General features: G+C 54.4%; 17 protein-coding genes. 8 read left to right on the top strand and 9 right to left on the bottom strand.

Going from position 1 to position 21,328, the window contains the following annotated elements; translation table 11 throughout:
• Positions 1–191 precede the first annotated feature (191 nt).
• Complete coding sequence (oxlT, locus tag SPL01S_RS01660) at positions 192–1,448, top strand: oxalate/formate MFS antiporter (protein ID WP_063197203.1); 1,257 nt, start codon at positions 192–194, stop codon at positions 1,446–1,448.
• Between the two features lie 50 nt (positions 1,449–1,498).
• Here oxlT and dsbG read toward each other — a convergent pair whose 3' ends face one another.
• Positions 1,499–2,260 (bottom strand): thiol:disulfide interchange protein DsbG, encoded by a 762-nt coding sequence (gene dsbG / locus SPL01S_RS01655; RefSeq protein WP_063197201.1) that lies wholly within the window; start codon positions 2,258–2,260, stop codon positions 1,499–1,501.
• Positions 2,261–2,419: 159 nt separating this feature from the next.
• Between dsbG and SPL01S_RS01650 the strand changes: the two genes are divergently transcribed.
• Entirely contained in the window at positions 2,420–2,914 is a 495-nt protein-coding gene (locus SPL01S_RS01650; protein ID WP_063197199.1) for a thioredoxin family protein, read from the top strand.
• Between the two features lie 130 nt (positions 2,915–3,044).
• Here SPL01S_RS01650 and SPL01S_RS01645 read toward each other — a convergent pair whose 3' ends face one another.
• The 4 genes from SPL01S_RS01645 to umuD all read right to left on the bottom strand — a co-directional run bounded on the left by SPL01S_RS01645 (position 3,045) and on the right by umuD (position 7,652).
• Positions 3,045–4,400, bottom strand: a complete 1,356-nt coding sequence (locus SPL01S_RS01645; RefSeq protein WP_063197197.1) for a NosD domain-containing protein — start codon at positions 4,398–4,400, stop codon at positions 3,045–3,047.
• A gap of 25 nt (positions 4,401–4,425) precedes the next feature.
• Complete coding sequence (locus tag SPL01S_RS01640; RefSeq protein WP_004946181.1) at positions 4,426–5,847, bottom strand: glycoside-pentoside-hexuronide (GPH):cation symporter; 1,422 nt, start codon at positions 5,845–5,847, stop codon at positions 4,426–4,428.
• Between the two features lie 138 nt (positions 5,848–5,985).
• Positions 5,986–6,996, bottom strand: coding sequence for a LacI family DNA-binding transcriptional regulator (locus tag SPL01S_RS01635; protein WP_006326164.1), 1,011 nt, complete (start codon positions 6,994–6,996; stop codon positions 5,986–5,988).
• Positions 6,997–7,229: 233 nt separating this feature from the next.
• Entirely contained in the window at positions 7,230–7,652 is a 423-nt protein-coding gene (umuD, locus tag SPL01S_RS01630) for a translesion error-prone DNA polymerase V autoproteolytic subunit (RefSeq protein WP_063197196.1), read from the bottom strand.
• 539 nt (positions 7,653–8,191) lie between these two features.
• Here umuD and SPL01S_RS01625 point away from each other — a divergent pair.
• Positions 8,192–8,812, top strand: a complete 621-nt coding sequence (locus SPL01S_RS01625; RefSeq protein WP_063197195.1) for a response regulator transcription factor — start codon at positions 8,192–8,194, stop codon at positions 8,810–8,812.
• A 53-nt stretch (positions 8,813–8,865) separates the two neighbouring features.
• Here SPL01S_RS01625 and SPL01S_RS01620 read toward each other — a convergent pair whose 3' ends face one another.
• The 4 genes from SPL01S_RS01620 to SPL01S_RS01605 are packed head-to-tail and all read right to left on the bottom strand — an operon-like array spanning position 8,866 to position 13,661.
• Positions 8,866–9,687 (bottom strand): alpha/beta fold hydrolase, encoded by an 822-nt coding sequence (locus SPL01S_RS01620; RefSeq protein ID WP_062871213.1) that lies wholly within the window; start codon positions 9,685–9,687, stop codon positions 8,866–8,868.
• 48 nt (positions 9,688–9,735) lie between these two features.
• The gene (locus SPL01S_RS01615; protein ID WP_063197193.1) at positions 9,736–11,364 is read right to left on the bottom strand and encodes an MFS transporter; all 1,629 of its coding nucleotides are present in this window, start codon (positions 11,362–11,364) and stop codon (positions 9,736–9,738) included.
• On the bottom strand, positions 11,351–11,779 hold the full coding sequence (locus SPL01S_RS01610) for a DoxX family protein (RefSeq protein WP_063197191.1): 429 nt from the start codon (positions 11,777–11,779) through the stop codon (positions 11,351–11,353). The genes SPL01S_RS01615 and SPL01S_RS01610 overlap by 14 nt, the downstream gene beginning before the upstream one ends.
• Before the next feature lie 4 nt (positions 11,780–11,783).
• Positions 11,784–13,661, bottom strand: coding sequence for an amidohydrolase (locus SPL01S_RS01605; RefSeq protein ID WP_063197189.1), 1,878 nt, complete (start codon positions 13,659–13,661; stop codon positions 11,784–11,786).
• Between the two features lie 312 nt (positions 13,662–13,973).
• Between SPL01S_RS01605 and SPL01S_RS01600 the strand changes: the two genes are divergently transcribed.
• The 5 genes from SPL01S_RS01600 to SPL01S_RS01580 are packed head-to-tail and all read left to right on the top strand — an operon-like array spanning position 13,974 to position 21,269.
• Positions 13,974–14,660, top strand: coding sequence for a hydrolase (locus tag SPL01S_RS01600; protein ID WP_062871217.1), 687 nt, complete (start codon positions 13,974–13,976; stop codon positions 14,658–14,660).
• A gap of 54 nt (positions 14,661–14,714) precedes the next feature.
• Positions 14,715–14,957 carry a DUF1427 family protein gene (locus SPL01S_RS01595; protein ID WP_063197186.1) on the top strand — a complete coding sequence of 81 codons (243 nt, stop codon included), beginning with the start codon at positions 14,715–14,717 and terminating at the stop codon, positions 14,955–14,957.
• Position 14,958: 1 nt separating this feature from the next.
• A complete protein-coding gene (locus tag SPL01S_RS01590) occupies positions 14,959–15,228 on the top strand; it encodes a DUF1427 family protein (RefSeq protein ID WP_062871219.1) in 270 nt (89 codons plus the stop codon).
• A 23-nt stretch (positions 15,229–15,251) separates the two neighbouring features.
• Entirely contained in the window at positions 15,252–15,635 is a 384-nt protein-coding gene (locus SPL01S_RS01585) for a response regulator transcription factor (protein ID WP_062871220.1), read from the top strand.
• 30 nt (positions 15,636–15,665) lie between these two features.
• Positions 15,666–21,269, top strand: coding sequence for an ATP-binding sensor histidine kinase (locus SPL01S_RS01580; RefSeq protein WP_063197184.1), 5,604 nt, complete (start codon positions 15,666–15,668; stop codon positions 21,267–21,269).
• Positions 21,270–21,328 lie beyond the last annotated feature (59 nt).

The following is a 21,328-nucleotide window of genomic DNA, read 5'->3' as shown; positions in this document are numbered from 1 at the left end:
ACATTGTCCATGTGCACTATACCCGTGCGAAATATCTTCATCCTCCCCTCCGAGTCAAATTTAAAATAAAACCATAAAAACACCCATTACCTTGTTAAATAACAATTTTATTATTTATTTTTTATTCTGGCACGCTTACTGCTGATACCCCTACACCGGCAGATACAACACTTATACCTTGGGAGATTTAAATGACCCTAGTCAGCGAGTCAGTAATAGAAAAAAGTAATCAGCGGTGGATACAACTCCTTTTGGGATTGATCTGTATGGCGGCGATTTCCAGCCCGCAATATGTCTGGACATTATTGACCAAGTCGCTGTCGGCCAAGCTGGGCGTTGATCTGCCCGCGTTGCAGGTCACCTTTTCGCTGCTCATCATATTGCAAACGTTCTTCTCGCCCTTCCAGGGCAAACTTATCGATCGCTTTGGACCACGGCTATTAATCTCCATCGGCACGCTGCTTTCGGGATTTAGCTGGATTATTTCATCCCAGATCAGCAACCTGACTGAGTTCTATCTGGTTTATGGCTGTCTCGGTGGGCTGGGTACCGGCATTGTGTACATCGGCGTCGTTGGGTTGATGGTTAAGTGGTTTCCGCAACAGCGCGGCTTTGCGGCCGGAGCCGTGGCTGCCGGATATGGTATGGGGGCGATTTTAACCACCTTCCCCATCAGCATTTCTCTGGGCAGCTACGGCCTGGAGCAGACCATGATGGTCTTCGGCGGCCTCTTTGCCCTGGTGGGTTTTCTGGCCAGCCAAGGGTTGAAAGTACCGGTCAATGTTGACTTCCAGCCGAACAGCACCAAGTTGGAGCAGAGTAAACGTCAGTTCACGTCAAAAGAAATGCTGCGTCAGCCTCTGTTCTGGCTGATGTTTGTCATGATGGCAATGATGTCCACCTCTGGGTTGATGGTGACGTCACAGATGGCTATTTTCGCGGAAGATTTTGGCATCAGTCAGGCGGTGGTTTTTGGCTTGGCGGCGCTGCCCCTGGCGTTAACCCTAGACCGCTTCACCAATGGGCTGACTCGTCCGCTGTTCGGTTTTATTTCCGACCGCTATGGCCGGGAAAAAACCATGTTTATCGCCTTTGCGCTCGAAGGTGTCGCAATGACGCTGTGGTTGATGTGCCGTGAGGACCCACTGTTATTCGTTTTACTTTCCGGAGTGGTGTTTTTTGGTTGGGGGGAGATATTTTCTTTGTTCCCTTCAACATTAACCGATACCTTCGGCAGCCAAAACGCCACCGCAAACTATGGCTGGCTGTACATGTCCCAAGGGATCGGCTCTATTTTTGGCGGCCCGTTGGCGGCACTGCTTTATCAACACACGCAAGGATGGCACGTTGTTTTTGGTATGGCGATTTCCTTTGATTTTATCACCGCCGCACTGGCCCTTTGGGTGCTGAAACCCTGGCGTTCACGCTTTATGCGCCAACACGGCTGATAATAAGCAGGGTGATCTGAGCTACGGTCACCCTGCAAATGGCATGCGAACTATTTACAAGCCACAAGATTGGCCATTTGCTCTTTATCCGGCAGACCGGCGATCTGTTGAAGCACGTTGGCATGGTTCAGATAATAAATCGCCGGTGTGCCGTTGGCGCCCAGATCGTCCATCAATTTCTGGTTGTACTGGATCTGAGAAAAAATCGGTTGCGGCGTTTTTTCCAGGAGTGCCGGCTTGCTTTTGCCGCCAGACAGTTCGAAATCCTGCCACACCTTCGCGGGGTTGTCGGAAGCCAATATCGCCGCCGCGTAACGGCCGCTGTCGGGCTGCATGACACCGACCAACTGCGTTTTCATGGCGATTTTATTGTCTTTGATATAGGGCTGCACTTCCTGCCTGAACGTTTTACAGTAAGGGCAGAAAGGATCGGCAAACACGACAATCTGGCAATTTGCCTTATCGCTGCCTTCCAGGATGCCTGGCGCTTTTAAGAGCCTTTGCCACATCTCCCGACCGGCAGGGATGTAAATCTCTTCTTGTATGACTTTTTCGCTCAGGTTACTGCCGTTCTCGTCGTACATATAACCTGATATGGCATGCTTCTTGTCGGGGGTCAGATAAATTGTCACCCCCGTTCCTTGATATTTGCCCAGCCACCCCTGAACGCCACCTGGCGCGGTGAAGGGTTTGATGATTTCAATACCTTGTTTTTCCAGTTGTTTGACCGGTGCGGGAAGCGCAGCAGGCGTTGCAGCCTGAACCTGCGTGCCGATAAGCACAGCAGATAACGCGAGGATATATTTGTTCACTCTTATCTCCATATAATAGGTTCTCGTTACGGGCCTTTATATCACAAACCACTGGATCTCTCGGTCATGCCAGAAATAATTGCAAAAAAGATCCCATTGGCCTTTATCATTGCCCGAGTTATGTGATGCCGAGTGTCAGTTAATACCTAAGGAGAATACATGCAAGATTTCAAAGCACTGCTTGATGCCGCATCGGGTTACAGCGAATTTGTTGCCGGCGGAACAGAAGAAGACAGCAAGGCATTGCGGCATTTTGAGGCGCTTGCCAAAGGGGCATTGCCTGACGATGTCATCGGTAAGCTGTCGCGCCTTCCGGGTTCGTACAGCATTCTGGTTGCAGCCGAAATGTGGTGCCCCGACTGCCATAAAAACTTGCCCGTTATCCATGCCGTTGCCGCGTCAGCACCGGCTATTCGTCTGGGCATAGTTACGCGCGATAAGGCGGAAGCCGTCTTTAAAGCACACTTTGGTGTCGATAAAGTCAAAATTCCGTTTGCGGTGGTACTGGATGAGAACGCGATTCCGCTGGGGCAGTTTATTGAACGGCCTAAAACCGCCATCGGCAAGAACGGAGAAGTGACCGAGAGTTACAAAAACGGCGAACTTCTGGCCGATACCGCCCGTGAAGTGGCTTCAATTTTCCCTCAGGGCTGAGGATCGTCAGAAAACCCGATCAAAATAGTGAATACCTGGTGCTGGGCAGCACCGGGTACTAATAAAAAACGAGTAATATCAATAAGAGTCTTAGCCCTGCTTATTTGCAGGGCTTTTTTGAATAGACGATTTATACCCCTGGCATTGGCGTGGCTCTGAATGCATTTACAGCCTTGTCCATAACAACCTGGGCGTTACTTCCCGAATCAAGAACCGTATTTTTAACCGATTCGTTTTCTATCAGTACGGTGGTCACGTCAAGCTCCTGCAATTGATCGGTAGCCAGCAAAGCGCCCACTTGCGTAGCGAAACAAGAACCCGTTGCTATAGCCTGCACCTCCGACGCTTCGGTAGTGGCAACAATATGATTGCCAGAAATATAATTTCCCTGCCCCGAAGCGATACGTATTATTACGGGTGTTGCGCCAGGAGGGGTGACATACTGAGTACCTATCGTTTCAGAAATATGATTGGCAATCACAGAGTTATTGTCACCACTGATATAGAGAATGCCATACAAATCATCCAAGCCATTGTTGTATGCCTGCATAGGAGGCCAGGGTTCACGGTCACGTAAAAAGTGATTTGAAGAAACCAAATTTTCCGAGCAGTTTCCCTGGAGTACCACCATTCCCGGGTAAAATGAATGAAATCTATTGCTGGAGATAGCTGAGCGCATGACACCAGAAAAATGGACGCTGCTTTTACCCCGTGGGAAAATATTGTTGGCCGTAATTAATAGCCCACCAAAATTCTCAGCATAAATTGAGTAGCCTTTATAACCAGCGCCTAGTAGATTATCGGTCACTTTTGACGCCTGCCCCGAACCCCGTAGCTCTATACAGTTGCCGCATTCAGCGATGAAATTATCATGAACATCCAGCGCATCTGCATTATAAATAGTCACCCCATGCTCCAAATACACCATCCCCATACCGGTAATCCGGAATGAGTCTTGAGCACTGGCAATATAAATACCTGTTTTTCCGTTTGTGTAGCTATTTTCTGGATCATTGTTTCCTGAGCCATCATCCAAAAAATGTAAACCATCAATACAAAAGTCAGCAAACTCTACCGAGCTAATTCGGGGTGCGCCATCACGCTGAACATAAAATGCGGCTCCTGCATACTCCTCATCGCCAGCCGCCGACGATATGCCCACCTGTATTCTGCTTCCCCCCGGCCACACTTCGTGCCAGTTTGCCAGCTCACTCTCCGGAGTATTAAAACGAATGCTGGAAGAGGTGAAACCATGACCAGAACCCGCAATTTTCAAATAGCTGATGTCAATAACCACCTGCGTAGTAAGATGATAGTCACCTGGCGGAATATAGATAACGGTGCCTGGCTTACCACCTTCATTCATATCAACGTTCGTTTGCCTGCTTTTAACATCCGCGATAATGCTATTAATTACCTCGCCAATATCCTCATACGGATTACCCACATGCCATTCTGTTACATCGTAGTAATTTCCACTCGCCATTTATTAAACCTCTTATAAGATGACATTAAAGGACAGGAACGTCTTTATATTCCAGTGATTGACCCCGGCCGTTCTCCAGCTCACGCTTTGCAAGATCGACTTTGATTTTTTCGAGGAGCGCATTATTCAGCTTGAAGTAGCGCACCATAAACGCGCTGATGAAATAACTCACCATGGGCAGTAACGAGAACATCATGATAATGCCCTGAATCGTCTCCGTATTCTGTGCCGGTTTATTGGCAATATACCCGGTAAACGACAGTATCCAGGCAACGATCGCGCCGGCCACCGCCAACCCCATTTTCAACATAAACAGGTTGCCGGCGAAGGAGATACCGGTCAGGCGTTTACCGAATTTCCAGTCGCCGTAGTCGTCAACGTCGGACATCATTGCCCACAGAATCGGGCCCGACTGGATTAAATGCAGAATATTGATGACGATAAACAGCGTTAACAGCGGGGTCAGCGATTTCGGGTCGACAAACCATAACGCAAAAGACAGGATGCCGAGAATGATGTTGATAATGCGGAACAATTTTATTTTATCGAAGCGATCGGTGAGCGGCTTGGCAATCACGCTACCCAGCATATTGCTGGCGACGCCGAGCGCCATAAAAAAGGTGATAAATCCTACCGAGGCCTGCATTACGTAGGTGGCGTAATAGATAGTGACCGCACCGCGAATAAAAGCCGGGAAGACGTTCAGGAAGGTAATCGAAATCATCAGTAGCCATTGGTCATTTTTGGCGATGTCTTTCAGATCCCGCATTAAGCTGTCGTTGGCTTTAATCGAAACGACGCGTTCCTTGATACTGGAGAAGCAAAACAGGAACATTAAGGTCGCAGCGCCGCCCATGATCATCATCGTCATCTGGAAACCGGAAGCCCGGTCGCCATTACCCAGCCAATCGGTCAGGGGCAGGATGGAAGAAGAGACGATAAGCGTCGCCAGGCCGTTCAGGAAGAAACGCCATGACAGACAACCCATGCGTTCTTTCTGGTTCAATGTAATGACGCCCGCTACCGAGCAGTAGGGAATATTGATCGCCGTATAGATCAACGACATCACCAGATAAGTTACCCATGCATAAATGATTTTTCCGTTCATGCTCAGGTCTGGTGTGGTGAACATCACAACGGCACCCAGACCAAACGGCAGCGCCATCCACAACAGCCAGGGCCGAAATTTACCCCAGCGGCTTTTGGTGCGGTCGCAAATCGCGCCCATGACCGGATCGCTAAAAGCGTCAAAAATGCGGATGACCAGAAATAATGTGCCCACAATCCCGGGATCCAAGCCATACACATCGGTATAAAACCATGTCAGGTACAGCGCCAGCACGCTCCAAATCATGCAGGATCCGGCATCCCCCATACCGTACCCCACCTTTTCTTTCAGGCTCAGCTTTTCGTAAGCGCTTTGCTTTTCTATTGCGGTAGCAGACATAAACCCACCTCTTTATTGCGCAGTCATGAATACAAAGCACGGGCCGTGTTCCAGCCATCAACGCCAGCGCTTTCATCGTTTTTTGTTAAAAGGAATCCCTGGCGCAAACAGTTGCACCTTGGCTAAACCTGAATCGAATTACAGGGTAGTGATGTGAATATTAACGCTGCTCTCTCGTATAATTAATCGTGAGACAATTTCATGCATTTCGATACTTTCCTGCCTAACTTGATTTTTCACCATTTGAAAGGCCAGGTGAGCAATTTCGCTTATCGGTTGTGCCATGCTGGTGATCTTTTTTGTTTGTGCCAATAAGGTGTTGTCGAAACTGGCAATGGCAATATTCTGAGGTACCGCAACGCCTTTTTCTTTTAACCCATCAATAATATAACTGGCGGCGACATCGTTATAAACCAAAAGACAGGAACAGGTTTTATGCTGCTTCGTTAATTTTTCGATGATGACATCAAGTATATTTATATGGCCTGATATTTTTTCTCCCACGCCTTTGGTTATCCAGAACTGGTTCTCTTTGGCTAGAGCCAGACCATGGCTGCTGATTTTTTTACTGTAGGAAGACACTTTTCGATTATCGACACCTTCCTGAGCAACAAAACCCAATGAGGTATGCCCCATTTGCATAAAGTGTTCCGCAATGCTTTCCGCGCCTTTACCTTGGTTAATTGATACGGAGTTAAAAAAACGGGAAACCTGCGTTACGACTGCCACCGGAATGTTGGTGATCGTTAACCACTCAGAGAGTTCAGCCTCCACTTCTGTCGGTACCCACAGCAGGCTGTCGATCCCCATGCCAACCAAGGTATGGATAATTTGCTTATCCTGCTGCGGTTGATTCTGATGCGTTTTAACGATAACCGACTTACCAATGTATCTGGCCTCTTCTTCAAATGTCGCCAGCAGCTCACAGAAGTGAGGGTTAACCAGATTAGGCAATACCACGCCAATCAACCCGGAACATTTGCCGCTAAGTTGAAAGGCGCTCTTGCTTGGCACATAACAAAGATAATCCATCGCATCACGCACCGCCTTGCGTGTTTCCGCCACTACGCTGGGGTGGTTATTTAAAACCCGCGATACGGTGGCGGTAGAGACCCCGGCTTTTTTTGCTACGTCTTTAATGGATGCCATAATGATTAATGCGTCTCCCTAACAATGGAACTCACTATAAAGTGTGACGGGAGTTGAAAATGCAAGCCAGTTCACATGTCGTTGTGTTACATCAAACCACGGTTTGCGCTCTCAATTTTATCTATCGCGGGGTTTTGTTGAGTCAATAGAACTTTGGGCCGCCAGCAGATTCGGAACGCTGTCCTTCTGGTTTGATGCGCAAGTCGCCCAGGCCAGGACTTTTAATTTCCCCCTCACACCGCAGCATAGACAATAAAGGTGACCACGCCGAAGATCTCCAGCGCGTCTTCGTCGCCGAAGACGATCGGCGAATAGGCCGGGTTCATCGGCAGCAGCCGCAGATCGGGGTGGCGCTGCAACTTCTTCACCGTGAACTCGCCGTCGATGGCGGCAATGACAATGTTCCCGTGCTCCGCCCGCAGTGAACTGTCGACGATCAGCAGATCGCCATCCTTGATGTTGCCCTCGACCATCGAATCGCCGCTGGCGCGCACAAAGTAAGTGGCGTTGGGGTGCCGCACCAGCAGTTTGCCGATATCCAGCCGGGCCTCCACATAGTCCTGCGCCGGAGAAGGGAAACCGCAAGCCACGGGATCGGCAAACAGCGGCAGTGCCGGCGTGGTTTTATTTTCTTCGCAAGGGGAAATAAACATCATAATGAACAACCTCACTTAACTGTATTTTTATACAGTATCGCAAAGAATTTATCGCGTTCAAGTTGTTTACTTGAGGATCCCGGGAACCGATTGATGCCGTGGGAAATTTAGCGGCCCTGGCCGGCCGGCAACCTATCTGCATTTTCCCCCTCAGGTATCAGTAAACACCTTTACTGCAAGAGCATGCCATAGCTATAATAGTATGATTTTTCACTAAAAATTGATCAGTTTATTCTCGATTTGCCTATCATTTCAGCCGGTCTGCTTACCGCTAAGCAGACCTTGGCACTTATATGATCGCTCTGTGTTCATCGTCTAAACTACAAGTCTTTCTCTTTTTCATTGAGGTGTAACCCCAGCCTGAATGGCCTGCGGTGCAGAGCAGCCTGATTATCCCCCGCCATGTCTTCATTTTGACATCCGGATCGGGTTAATTAGGGGGGTAGCATGAGCGCATTTGCCGGCCGAAGAACGGGCGGGCTGCGTGGAGTTCCCTTGGGTACATGCCCGGTTGCAGGGCGTAATTGCAGAGGCAAGCTATGGAACATGTCGTTTATGTCGTCGATGATGACCATTCGGTCAGGCAATCTATTGTCAGGCTGTTAAACTCTGCCGGCTACAGTGCCGTTGATTTTGACTGCGCAGAAGCCTTTCTTTCACACTCCTTTCCCGCCATACCCGGCTGTATCATTCTGGATATGCGCATGCCGACCGGAGATGGTTTTGCGGTAGCCGATGCGCTGAAAGCGAGCGGCCGGGAAATGCCGGTAATCTTCCTTACCGGCTACGGCACCATCCCGCTGTCGGTGCAGGCGATGAAAGCCGGTGCGCATGAGTTTTTGACCAAGCCGGTCGCTTCCGACGATCTGCTGAAGGCGGTTCAGGAAGCCCTCAATCTGGCCGCGGAAAATTCAGATCAGTTGCGCGAGCATTACGAACTGAAACAGCGGCACCTCACGCTGACGCCGCGCGAACAGGAAGTGCTGGAGCTGACGATTAAAGGCTTGATGAATAAACAGATTGCCGCAGAATTGGGCGTCAGTGAAATTACGGTCAAGGTACATCGTCGCCGGGTGATGGATAAAATGCAGGTGCGTTCTCTCGCGGATTTGGTGCGTCATGCCGAGCGGTTAAATCTCAGTAAATCCAAAGCATCCTGACAAATCGGCTCATGTGCAGGCATACAGGGAACCCCGCACATGAGCCATTTTGCTTAGCGAGCCTGTAAAAACGCCAGGAGATCGTCGTTTAACCGGTCCTGATGCGTTACGGCAAAGCCGTGAGGCGCATTGTCATACACCTTCAGTTCAGCGCCAGGGATCGTTTCAGCGGCCACTTTACCGGTGACGTCAATCGGAACGACTTGATCGTTGCTACCGTGGATCACCAGCGTAGGCACATCAATCTTCAGCATATCGTCACGGAAGTCGGTTTCCGAGAACGCGGTCACGCACTCGATGGTCCCCTTCAGCGATGCCAGCAAAGCAATGTTCAGGGTCTGGGTCAATACGCCTTCAGAGATCGTCTGGCCGGCATTGATGCCGTAAAAGGGCACGTTGAAATCGCTGATGAACTGGGCGCGGTCTTTACGTAACCCATTGCGGATCCCTTCGAAAACGGACAAGTCCACGCCTTGCGGATGCGTTTCGCTTTTGCCAAACATCGGCGTAACCGCGCCTAACAGCACCAGGCCAGCCACGCGTGCGCTGCCGTAGCGGCCGATGTAGCGGGCCACGTCGCCACCGCCCATAGAAAAGCCCACCAGCGTGACGTCCTGCAGATCAAGCTGCGTGATCAGTTCATTGATGTCCGATGCGAAAGTGTCGTAGTCATAGCCGGTCCAGGGCTGATCTGAACGGCCAAAACCGCGACGGTCGAACGCAATGACACGGTAGCCGCGTTCAGCCAGAAAGTTTAGCTGGCTGTCCCACATATCCGCGTCCAGCGGCCAGCCGTGGCTGAACAGCACCGGCTTCCCTTTCCCCCAGTCTTTGTAGTAAATCTGCGTACCGTCGTTCGTTTTAATCGTGCTCATAACAGACCCCTTGGCAGTGTTTATAAACTCAGAGACTGACGGACCCGGTTAAACCGGCGCCACCAGATAACGGATCAGCGGCAGTGTTTCGCCCTGATGAAATGCACAAATACGGTTTTGTATTTTCTGGTCATTCATGGTGTAACGCTCCTGCTGGCGCAGGTACTCCATCCAGGAACCGACCACAAACGTCTCGACAAAAACGCCGGGCTGAAGGATGTCCTCATACACGGACCAGTTGATGGCGCCGCCGCGCCGCCTGACGCGCCGCATGTCCTGCATGCATACCGTGAAGGCGCGCGCATCCTCTGCCGTAACCAAATATTCGTAGCTCACCATCACCGGCCCACGGTCATGGCGCACATCCAGCTCAGGCGTGGCCCCCTGTTCCGTACTGATGTCCAGATTCAGGTCGGGATCCTGGTCCAAACGCCAGCGGTAAACCGTGGTACTGGCCAACACCATGCCCAACGCGGCCACGCACAGCGAAACGGGAATGCCGAAATGCGAGGCCAACTGCCCCCAAATGGCGCTGCCGGCGGTCATGGAGCCGAAGAAGACGGTCAGATACACCGCCAACGCGCGTGCTTTCACCCATTTAGCCGCGCTGCGCTGTGCGCCGAGGTTCAACGTAGACAGCACCGCTATCCAGGAAAAACCGATGAAAAACTCAAACGCGTTGAGCAGCCAGACGTTACGGACAAACGCCAACGCCAGCATCGTGACGGCAAACAGCAGGCTTGCCAGCACCATCAGCCGATCCGGGTTGAAGGACTTACGCAAGCGAGGCAGTAACACCGCACCGAAGATGGCCCCTACGCCGATAAAGGCCAGCATGATCCCGTAACCGCCCGGACCAAGCCCAAGTTCACGTCGCGCAACCAGCGGCAGCAAAGCCCAGCCCGCACTGCCGAACGTGAAAAAGGCCACCGTACGGACCAACACATTGCGCAAAACCGGTGCGGCATGTACATAGCGAAACCCGGCGCGAACGGCGGAGAAAAAGTGCTCGGGCGGCAGGCGCTGAACGCTCGGTTCCGCCTTCCAGCGGTAGAGCACCCAGGCTACGCCCAGCACCGAGATGGCGTTGAGCAAAAACACCATCCAGGGGCCGGCGAAGGAAAGAATCAGCCCGCCCAACGCCGGGCCGATGGCGCGACTGATGTTGATGCCCAATGAATTGAGCGCAATGGCCGGCCCCATCTCATTTTTGCTGACCAAATCAGGCACGATGGCCTGGAACGGCGGCGAACTCATGGCCGCACCGGTGCTCAGCAGGAAGGCCGCAACCAACAACACGCCAGGGGTGACGTGGCCCGTCACCGACAAGAGGGTCAGCCCGGCCGCGGCGATAAACACCCAGACCTGCGAAAACAGCAGGTATTTACGGCGATCGACAATATCCGCCATCACCCCGGAAGGCAGCGCAAACAGAAACATCGGCAAGCTGCTGGCCACCTGGACCATGGCGACGGACAGCGGATCGGCACTGAGCGTCAGCATGGTCCAGTTCACCCCAATATCGTTCATCCATGAACCGATATTGGAAACGACGGTGGCTATCCACAGCATGCGGAACACGCGTTGGCGCAGCGGTTGCCACGGCGATGCATTCGCCGTAGGCACCTCTTTCAGCGCTTCAGCCGTGATGCTGTGAATATCATTAATCTGCGTCATAACGCCTCTCCAGCGGCCTGTCTGCACCGATACGCCATTTACCCGGCCCGGTTATCGCCAGCGTGGTAAAGATGATCAGCAGCAGCCAGCCGAATTGCCCTTCGGCGATAGACCAACCTGGGTGCACGAACAGCATCGCCACCAGCAGCACGCCGATAATGGGCAGACAGGCGATACGCGTACCGAACCCCAGAATAATGAACACCGGGCAGACCACTTCCGCCAGAATGGCGGGCAACAGGCTCATGTAAGGTCCGAAGCCAAAAGGATCTTCGATGCGTGTCAGTTCTTCGCTGAAATTAAACACCTTCGGCAAACCGTGCACGTGCAGCAAGAGCAGGCTGCCGGTCAGGCGCAGGAAGAACAGCCCCAGATCGATCCGGGGCGTGATGAAAAATGCAGATGACGTTTTCATAGGATTAAAACGCAAAGCAGCTGCAGCCGAGCGTTCCCCAGAATGCATTGTCATCTGCAACGGGTACGCTGGAACCGCGGGCAATATCATGATTATGGGTATGCACCCCACAAGGGCCGCTGCAATGATGCGCCTGTGACATCATGCCCACGCGCGCGTTCGCTACCGGCGGTGCGCTGCGGTAGTGACCCGGCACCTTCACCACCGGCGACCAATCCGGCAACACCGGAATGGACGGTGGCGCCAACGGCCCGAACGTGCCGGCGGCATAAACGATGTCGCCACCGACCACCGTCAGCACGGATTCGATGCCCTTGATCTCTTCTTCAGGCACGCAGAAGTAATCCTTGCTGAGCACCGCCATGTCCGCCAGTTGGCCCGCTTTGATCTGCCCTTTTTTGCCCTGCTCGCTGGAGAACCAGGCACTGCCCTGCGTCCACAGCATCAGCGCGGTATCGCGATCCAGACGCGCATTGGCGTCATACATCTGCATGCCGCCCAGGGTGCGGCCGGAAACCAGCCAGTAAAGCGCCGTCCACGGGTTGTAGCTGGCCACGCGGGTGGCGTCCGTTCCCAGCCCCACCGGCACGCCGGTTTCCAACATGCGGGCCACCGGTGGCGTGTGGCGGGTCGCTTCAATGCCGTAACGCTCGGCAAAGTATTCGCCCTGGAAGGCCATGCGGTGTTGCACGGCAATACCGCCGCCAAGCTCCTTGATGCGATCGATGTTTTTCTGGGTCACGGTTTCTGCATGGTCAAAGAACCAGTGCAGGCCATTGAACGGGATCTCGCGGTTGACTTTTTCAAACACGTCCAGCATGCGGCTGATGGATTCGTTGTAGGTCGCATGCAGGCGGAATGGCCAGCGATGCTCGACCAAGTGGCGTACGACACGCTCCAGCTCGTCTTCCATGCCTGGCGCCAAATCCGGACGCGGTTCCAGGAAGTCTTCGAAGTCCGCTGCGGAAAACACCAGCATTTCACCTGCGCCATTATGGCGGAAGAAGTCGCTGCCCTGGCCCGGCGTCAGCATGTCGGTCCATTTTTCGAAATCTTCCAGTTCATGCCCCGGCCGCTGGGTAAACAGGTTGTAAGCGATGCGCAGCGTCATCTGCTTTTTCTCATGCAGTTCGGCGATCACTTGGTAGTCTTCCGGGTAGTTCTGGAAACCGCCGCCGGCATCGATGGCGCTGGTCAGGCCCAGACGGTTCAGTTCACGCATGAACTGACGGGTCGAGTTCACCTGCTGTTCCAGAGGCAACTTCGGCCCTTTGGCCAGTGTGGCGTAGAGGATCATCGCGTTAGGGCGCGCAATCAGCATGCCGGTCGGGTTGCCGTTGCTGTCGCGCTGAATTTCGCCGCCTGGCGGGTTGGGCGTGTCTTTGGTATAGCCCACCACTCTCAATGCTGCGCGATTGAGCAGTGCGCGATCGTAAAGATGAAGAATAAACACCGGGGTGTCCGGCGCCGCTTCGTTGATCTCATCCAGCGTTGGCATGCGGCGCTCGGCAAACTGGAACTCCGTCCAGCCGCCCACCACGCGCACCCATTGTGGCGATGGCGTGCGCAGTGCCTGATCTTTCAACATCCGCAAGGCATCCGCCAGCGACGGCACGCCTTCCCAGCGCAATTCAAGGTTGTAGTTCAGGCCACCGCGGATCAGGTGAAGGTGTGAGTCATTAAGCCCCGGCACCGCAGTGTGCCCCTTAAGATCCACCACTTTCGTGCCTTCGCAGTGGTGCTGCATCACTTCAGCGACGGTACCGACTTCAAGGAACTTGCCCTCGCGGATCGCCACGGCTTCCGCCAGCGGATTTTCGCGATCGACAGTATGAAACTGCCCGTTAACCAGTATCAAATCAGCTTTGCCCAGCGAAACCATAGATCCTCCTGTCTGAGACGTCCGGTTCAGGCTCAAAGCCGCCGGACATAACGTGCGCGGCCTTTCAGAGCGGCGCGAATTGAAAGGATTATGGAATAGGAATGGGAAAAGACCAGTTATACAAAGGGATAGATATACCAAAGTATAGGTATACGAAAGGTTAGTTATACCAACAGATAATAGTTTTGCCCCCCACCCCAGCCTAACATTCAACCCGTTGATAGCGTTTACCACCCGGTAGCGTTCGGCTCTGTCGCTGCGCCAACGGCGTGACGGCCTTGTTACTTTTAACCTCATCCCAAGGGTATTTTTATGACAACCTCTAAGCTCGAAGTCCTGACGCCAGCCAACTGCCAGATGATTTTTATCGACCACCAGCCTCAGATGGCTTTTGGCGTGCAATCGATTGACCGCCAGGTGCTGAAAAACAACACCGTTGCCTTGGCGAAAGCCGCGAAGGTATTCAACATTCCAACCCTCATTACAACCGTTGAAACCGAGAGCTTCTCAGGTAATACCTATCCGGAACTGCTGGACGTGTTCCCTGGCAAAGACATCCTCGAGCGGACCTCGATGAACTCATGGGACGATCAAAAAGTGCGTGACGCGCTGGCCGCCAACGGCAAGAAAAAAGTGGTGGTTGCCGGCCTGTGGACCGAAGTCTGCAACAACAGCTTTGCCCTGTGCGCCATGCTGGAAGGCGACTATGAAATCTATATGGTGGCTGATGCGTCAGGCGGCACCTCTAAAGAAGCGCACGATTATGCCATGCAGCGCATGATTCAGGCCGGCGTGATCCCGGTAACCTGGCAGCAGGTGATGCTGGAATGGCAACGTGACTGGGCGCACAAAGAGACCTACAACGCGGTGATGGATATCGTGAGAGAGCATTCGGGCGCTTACGGCATGGGCGTGGATTATGCCTATACCATGGTGCACAAAGCGCCTTCACGTCAGAAGAGCGAGCACCACACTCTGGCGCCGGTCGCCGCCCGCTAACCGCGGGAAGCCGGCCGGTACAAAGCCCGGCCGGCTTCATCCCAGGAGATAATGATGAGCGCAGGATTAATTTCCCTTTCCGTCGGCGTCCTTATTGGCCTGCTCTATGGGCTGCTTAAGGTCCGCTCGCCGGCTCCCCCGGCGCTGGCGCTGGTGGGGCTACTGGGAATGCTGGCCGGCGAAAGCTTGATGGGACAGGTGCTGCAACCTGAGCAGACCGCCAACACTCGGCTTTGTCAGACACCGCCCGGCACGGCGGCCTCTTCCGCTGTAACCTGCCCTGCGAAAGGAGACTGAAATGAAAGCATGGCTCGTTTCGCTGGCCATTGGCCTTCTGGCCGGTATTATCTATGCTGCGTTGAATATTCATTCACCGGCCCCGCCGGTGATTGCCCTGCTGGGCCTGTTGGGGATGCTGATCGGCGAACAGATTATCCCGGTCACCCGGCGGCTGATAAACCGACAGCCGCTGACGCTGGCGTGGTTTCGCCATGAATGCGTCCCCAAAATATGCGGAACTCCACCGGCCAAGGCTCAGACGACAACAGAGGACCCTCCGCTTAAGTAATGACCTGTCAGAGGAATATCAGCATGATGCTGCCGCAGCGCATTGCCATTGTCGATGATGAACGTTCTGTCCGCAGCGGGTTAATCAACCTGCTGCAGTCTGACGGTTACACGACATGCGCCTTTGAATCCGCAGAGGCGTTTTTAAACGAAAAAACCGCGCTGTCAGACGCTTCGTTGGTTATTATCGACATCAAGCTAAAAGGAATGGGTGGCTTCGAGTTTTATGAAAAAATAAAGACTTACGCAACGCCGCCACCGGTGATATTTATATCCGGCCACGGTGATGAGAATATGCAACGGCTAGCCCTTAAACTCGGTGCCGTTGCTTTTTTGCGTAAGCCTATCGACATCGACGCGCTCCTGGGCCTGATCCAATACGCATTGAGAGACGATAAAAACGCCTGATGACAAGACCGCTTCCTGCGAGAGAGCCGAATGAATGATCCGCTGATACCGCCAGACCGGGCTGCCCTTCCTGATTTTCAGGATGGGCAGTTTTTTGCATTTAAGGATGATGTCATTTTTACCCCCCTGGTTCAGGAGGGCTGCATCGTCTGGATGAACGGGCGGCACCCTTTTTCGAGCGGGGCTTTCATCCTCGCCACTGCGGTCAGCGATGAGGCGGAAGCGGACGCGACGCAACTGCTGAAAAATGAATTTCTGCTGCGTCCCTACCTGTCCGACGCCTGGGCGGTAAAACCCGCCGCCTGCACGCAGTATCGCGGCCGATACGCGCTGGTCTATCCGTCTTTTGCCTTTGATTCCCTGGCCCGCATAACGGGGCAGCCGATGGTCTGCATGGCCAGCTTCCTGGAGCTTGCCATCCGGATATGTGCCCCACTGCGTCAGATGCACAGGCACAACCTGATCCACGGCGATATCAAGCCGGGTAACATCTTTATCCAGGGCGATACCTCATGCCGCCTTGCCGGGTTTGGTCTTACGACGGGCACTGCGGAAGAGTTAAAACAAACCCGCCTGCCGTTTTTTGGCGGCACGCTCGCCTATATGTCACCCGAACATACCTCGCGCACGCAAAGATCGGTGGACAGCCGCAGCGATCTCTATAGCCTTGGCATCGTTTTTTATGAGCTGCTGACCGGCTCTTTGCCCTTCGACCTCAGCGAAGGCGGCCTGGCGGAATGGGCGCATCACCATATCGCTTCGGAGCCACGCCCGCCTCATCTGCTGCGCGAACAGATACCGGCCATGCTTTCAACGCTGGTCCTGCGGTTGTTGGCCAAGTCGCCCGATAACCGTTACCAGACGGTCGACGGGCTGGTCGCTGACCTGCGCCGCTGTCAGGCCACCCTGACCGATGACAATGACATCATGCCTTTTCCTCCCGGGTTGCAGGATCGCGCACCTGAGTTTCATCTCGCCGAGACGTTGTACACCCCCCATCCACAGAGCCGCGAGCTTGTCGCCGCGTTCGACAAGGTCAATCAGAGCGGAACCCACACGCTTGCGGTCATCAGCGGGCCTTCGGGCATCGGCAAATCCTCGCTGATCGCCTCAGCGTTAAAAGAGCTGAAAAACCGGCGCACGCTGCTGGCCGTGGGTAAAGTCGACCAGTTCTCATCGTCGCTGCCTTATGGGGTGCTGACCTCCGCCTTCCGGGCGCTGACCCTGAAACTGCTGGGATTGCCGGCAGAAGATGTCGTTCTCTGGAAAACCCGCCTGGCGCGCACGCTGGACGGTTACGAGGGGCTGGCCATTAACCTGGTACCGGAACTGGGTCTGTTGCTGGAGCGGAAATCCCGGCAGGCCCCCGACTCGCTGTCGACCGATGCCCGAGCCCGCTTTAATCTTATGATAGTCAGCCTGGTCAATACCTTTGCCACCCCCGGCTGCCCGCTGGTGCTGCTGATTGACGATATTCACTGGATCGATGTCGCCAGCTTGCAGGTGCTGGAATATCTGCTTAAAAACAGCGATGCGCTGCCGTTGCTGTTGGTGGTTGCCCTGCGCGATCCCTCTTCAACGGACAACCTTTCGATGTCTGAGGCGCTGGGCCGGCTCCGCGATGCGGCTCAACGTAAAATCGACATCATACCGGCGCCGCTCTCGGTTAAAGCCGTCGCTCGTTGGCTGGCCGACGTCTTCCAGCGGCGCTCAACCGGCACCCTCGACCTGGCTCGTCTGATACATGAAAAAACCGGCGGCAACCCGCTGTTCGTGCATGAGTTTTTCAAACGCATCGTCGATGACGGCCTGGTGACGCACAACAAGTATCAAGGCAAGTGGTATTACGACGTGCCGACCATTCAGGCACGCCATTACACCGAAAACGTCGTCGGCCTGGTATTGCAGCAACTGGAGAAAATGCCCGCAGAAACCCGCAAGCTGTTAGGCAGCCTGGCCTGCCTGGGCAGCAGCGGCGAGCTTGGCACCATTAGCCGCGTCCTGAACCTCTCCGATACGGATATCCGCTATCAACTGCACCCTGCGGTTATCGCCCAGTTGATTACCCTGTCTGCCGACACCTATACGTTCCCCCACGATCGCGTGCAGGAAGCGGCCTTCGCCCTGCTGGATGCCGGCGAACGGGGGCATCTGCACCTCACGACGGCAAGCCTGCTGGCCGAAGCTTCACGCCAGGCGGCGGGCAATGAGATGCTGTTCCGCGCCATTCACCATGTGTCCGCAGCCATTGACTGCGTACAGCCGCCGCAACAGCGCAAAATGTTCCGTGAATTGAGCATGCTGGCGGCCCGCCGCGCGAAGCGTTCCGGGGACTACCTCTCCGCACAGCGATATCTACAGACCGCCCGTGCACTCGGCGGCCCTGCGTCTGATAATGCCTCCGATTTCGCGCTGGAGCTGGAGGAAGCCGAGTGTGCGTTTTTGCTGGGTAACCTGGTCGCGGCGCGGCATTTGAGCGACCGGTTGCTGGCTTCGCCTGGCGGGTTGGCGGAAAAAATCTCCGCGGCCAATTTGCTGGCGGAAGTGCATATGCGCCAGTCGGATAACCCGCTGGCACTGGAGACCGCATTAAGCTGGCTGACGGTATCCGGTATTACGCTTAACCGATACCCCGACGATGCGGAATGCGAGGCGGCCTGGAAAATGCTCCACGCCCGTATCGGTGAGAACCCGGCCGCTATTTTCAATCAATTGCCGCTCATGGCCAGTCCTGAAACGGAAGCCGCGATGAGTTTGCTGGCCCGTGCCGGTCTGTCCGCCAGCTTCATCAGCCCACGTCTGCACTTCATGTTGCTGTGCCAGATGCTGCATCTGACGCTGGAACACGGCATTACCGGCGCCTCAACGTCGGCGATGGGCTGGTTTGGCGTGCTGATTGGTCACCGCTATGACGAATATCGGTTGGGCTTTAAATACGCGGTACTGGCCCGTGAACTCGTGACGCGCCACGGTTACAGCGTTTACGAAGCGAAAACGCTGCTGCCGCTCGATCAGTTGAGCGTCTGGACCCAGCCGCTCTCCTACACCACCGAATGCGCCAAAGCCTGCTTCACGGCGGCGGTGACGCACGGTGATCTAACCGTCGCCTCTTTTGCCGCCTGTCATCAGATCATTAACTTTTTAAGCCGCGGCGATCATCTGGATAACGTGCTGATCAGCATCGAACGGGGGCTGGCCTTTGTGCGGAAATCCCATTTTCCGGACGTTGAGCGCATTATGTTGATCCAGCGGCATTATGTTGAGCATTTGCGCGGGGTATCGCCAGGAGCCTGGGGCGGCATGGATGCGCTGCCTGACTCGCTGCTGCCGACCGCGCCGGAACAGGCGCCGCAGCAAATGTCCACCATGATGTTCTGGTTCTGGCTGTATCGGGGCATGACGCATTTTGTCGCCGGCGAATACCCGCAGGCGGAAGAGTCGCTGAAACAAGCTGAGTCCTTTTCCTGGTCTGCGCCGGGGCATATCCACCTGCTGGATTTGCATCTGTACAGCGCGCTGACGTTAAGCGCTCAACTGACACCGGATACCTTCTCCGTTGAACACCGGCGGAAACTGCAAAAGCACCATGACAAAATCGCGCTCTGGGCGCGCATTAATCCGGGCACATTCGCCGACAAAGAGGCGCTGGTGTATGCGGAGATTGTCCGCCTTGACGGCATGAACAGCATTGCACTCGAACAGTATGAAAAAGCGGTAAGGCTCTCGCGGGACTCGGGTTTCAACCCCAGCAATGCGCTGGCTCATGAACTCGCGGGTCGCTTCGCGCTCAGTTGCGGCTACCATACTGCCGCCGATGCTCACTTTCGGGGCGCAATGGCGGCATGGGGGCGCGCAGGTGCGCAGGCCAAGGTGAATCAGCTGAAGCAGGCTTATCCCCATCTGGTGTCCCCTGGCCAGGCAACGCCTTATGACACCATCGCCTTTGCCCAGAATGAAGAAATCCGCGATCTGCAGAGTGTCATCAAAGCATCGCGTGCCCTGTCTGAAGAGATCAATCTGGAACGGCTTATTCAGATACTGATGACCATGCTGCTGGAACGTGCCGGTGCCCAGCGCGGCCTGTTGATCCGCATATTGGATAACAACATTCCTGAAATCGAGGCGAGCGCCTATACCGGCAGCGACGGCGTCAGGGTACGGATTATAAAAGATGTGCCGATGGCCACCGACATGCCGCTGTCGATACTGTCCGCCGTGATCCGCACCGGGCAAGAAATACGCACCGGCAAGCCGGAAGAATTCAGCCCTTTCTCACAGGATCCTTACCTCGTGACTTCCGGCGCCGCCGTTTTGTGCGTGCCGATGTTCAAGCAGGCGCGGCTGGTCGGCGTGTTGTACCTCGAAAACCGCTTAATGCCTGAAATCTTCACCGCCGAGCATTCGAAAGTGGTTAACCTGCTCGGCGCGCATGCCGCAGTATCGCTCGAAACCGCAAGACTGTATGCCGAATTGCTTGAGGAGAACATTCAGCGCAGGCGAGTGGAGAAAGAGCTCAGAGCAAGCCAGACCTCGCTGATGCTGGGCGAGCAGATCAGTCATACCGGCAGTTGGCGCTGGGAGCTGGAGCAGGATCTGATGTTCATGTCCGAAGAATATGCCCGTATTCTCGGCCTGCCCGAAAAGCAGAAAATGATTTCTATGGCCGAGTTTCTTACCTTCGTTCACCCGGACGACTATGCGCGAGTCAGCACCGTCGTCACCGACGGGGTGAGAGACGGGCAGCCCCTCAGGGCCGAGTTTCGCATCATGAGCGCGGATGGCGTTTGCCGCTACATATTGGGCATCGGTAACCCGGTCGGCGTGGGCACCGAGGTCTACGAATACTACGGCACCATCACCGACATTACTGCTCAGCGGCAGACGGAAGACGCCGTCAGAGTGGCCCAGGCCGAGCTGGCCCGCGTTTCCCGCGCGACCACCGTCGGCCAGTTGACCTCGTCCATTGCGCACGAAATCAATCAACCCTTGATGTCGATTGTCTCGAATGCCGGGGCAAGCCTGCGCTGGTTGAACCACGACCCTGTCCGGCATGACAATATTCGTACGGGGCTGGAGGAGATCATTACAGAAGGCCAGCGCGCAGGTGAAATCATTCGCAGCCTGCAAACCCTGACGCGCAAGCAGGAGCCGGTCTTTTCTCGTATCGATCTGCACTATCTTGTCCGCCATATCATGACCCTGTCGCGCAGCGAAATTGAGCAGCGCCGCGTGGCGGTTGAGTATGAACTGAAGGCCGCCGACAGCTTCATCTTTGGCGATAGCGTTCAGATCCAGCAGGTGTTGATTAACCTGGTGATGAACGCGATAGAAGCCCTGTCGGAAGTGAGCGATCGTGCGCGAACGCTTAGGATAACCACGTTGAACCCAGATGACGGCAGGGTTGAGCTACGCATAATGGACAACGGCGTCGGGCTGGATCCTGACGTAATGGAACGGGTTTTCGATTCTTTCTACACCACAAAAGCACAAGGAATGGGGATGGGGTTGACCATCAGCCACGCCATTATTGAACGCCATCGGGGCGCGCTGAAAGCGCAGGCGGCGGAACCCTGCGGCAGTTGCTTCAGTTTTGTGTTGCCAATCAGCGGCAGTGAAAGCGCGATTAAGCCGTAATGTGCACAGGATTTGGCATGATCGCCGGGTGAAATTCCGCAGAACGATTAATCTGATAG

The organism is Serratia plymuthica NBRC 102599 (assembly GCF_001590925.1).
Lineage (GTDB): Bacteria > Pseudomonadota > Gammaproteobacteria > Enterobacterales > Enterobacteriaceae > Serratia > Serratia plymuthica.
Note: the sequence above shows the minus strand (reverse complement) of the source record. Positions and strands in the feature narration are given on the sequence as shown.